This window comes from Paenibacillus jamilae, assembly GCF_050482105.1.
Taxonomy (GTDB): Bacteria; Bacillota; Bacilli; order Paenibacillales; family Paenibacillaceae; genus Paenibacillus; species Paenibacillus jamilae_B.
This window is the reverse complement of the sequence record NZ_JBCNHI010000042.1, coordinates 1-1,417: the sequence shown is the minus strand read 5'-3', so window position 1 is coordinate 1,417 and position 1,417 is coordinate 1. Positions and strand designations below refer to the sequence as shown.

The 1,417-nt window shown below is 55.1% G+C and carries 1 protein-coding gene; it reads left to right on the top strand.

Annotated features, from left to right (window positions below):
- On the top strand, window positions 1-1,417 hold a 1,417-nt coding region (locus ABEW32_RS25780; protein ID WP_430193089.1), incomplete at both ends, for a non-ribosomal peptide synthetase.

Genomic DNA, 1,417 nt, shown 5'->3' with positions numbered 1-1,417 from the left:
GTCCGTTTGATCTCAAAGCTGCGCCGCTGCTGCGGGTAGGCTTGGTAGATCTGGGCGTCCAGGGAGGAGAGCAGGAAGCCCAACATCTGCTTATGCTCGATATGCACCACATCATCTCGGATGGTGTGTCGATGGGGGTACTGACTGAAGAATTTGTCCGCTTGTATGACGGTGAAGAGCTGCCGCCACTGCGGATACAGTACAAGGATTATGCCGTATGGCAGCAAAGCGAGACCCATCAGGAGTGGATGCAGCGTCAGGAAGCCTACTGGCTGAACACCTTCCGAGGGGAACTGCCTGTGCTGGATGTACCGACAGACTTTGCCCGTCCGGCGGTGCGTAGTACAGCAGGCGATATCGTGGTGTTTGGACTGGAACGCGAAGTGAGCGAACGGCTGAAAGAACTGGCCGCGCACACAGGCTCTACGCTGTATATGGTGTTGCTGGCAACGTACACCGCACTCTTGCATCAATATAGCGGCCAAGAGGACATCGTCGTCGGCACGCCGATTGCCGGACGACCGCATGCGGATTTGGAGCCGATTCTCGGCATGTTCGTCGGTACGTTGGCACTGCGAAACTATCCGACAGCAGAACATACCTTCCGCAGCTACGTGGAAGAAGTGAAGGTTCGCGCCCTGCAAGCCTATGAGCATCAGGACTATCCATTTGAGGAACTGGTGGAAAAGCTGAATGTGAAGCGGGACATGAGCCGCCATCCATTGTTCGATACGATGTTTACCCTGCAAACGACCGAGGAAGGTGAACTGCAACTGGCGAACCTCAGCTTCCGTCCGTATGGCCTGGAGCAAACGCCAGCGAAGTTTGACTTGACGCTGGAAGCTAGAGAGGAAGAGGCAGGCATCCAGTTCGGATTGCAGTATGCCACTGCGTTGTACCAACGGGAAACGGTCGAACGGATGACACGCCACTTTATTCGCTTGGCCGAAGCCGTAGCGGCGAACCCGGATGCGAAGCTGGGTGAACTGGAGCTCATTACGACTGAAGAAACCGAGCAGATTCTGAAGGTATTCAATGATCCGAATGCGCATAGCGTACGCGGAACACTGCAAGGGCTGTCGCTCAGCGAACGTTTTGAAGCGCAAGCGAAGAACCACCCTGAGCGAATAGCCGTGGTGTCTGGGGATATAGCGCTAACCTACGCTGAGTTGAATGAGCAGGCGAACCGATTGGCCCGAGTGTTACGGGCAAAAGGAGTTGAAGCAGATCAACCGGTAGGCGTACTGCTGGAACGTTCTGCGGATATTCTGGTGAGCATTCTGGGGGTACTGAAGGCCGGAGGCGCGTATGTGCCAATGGATACGATGTATCCGCAGGAACGGATTGACTATATGCTTCAAGACAGTGGGGCAACAGTCGTGATCACCAGCAGAGTTGCCAACCTTTCGCTGAGCTT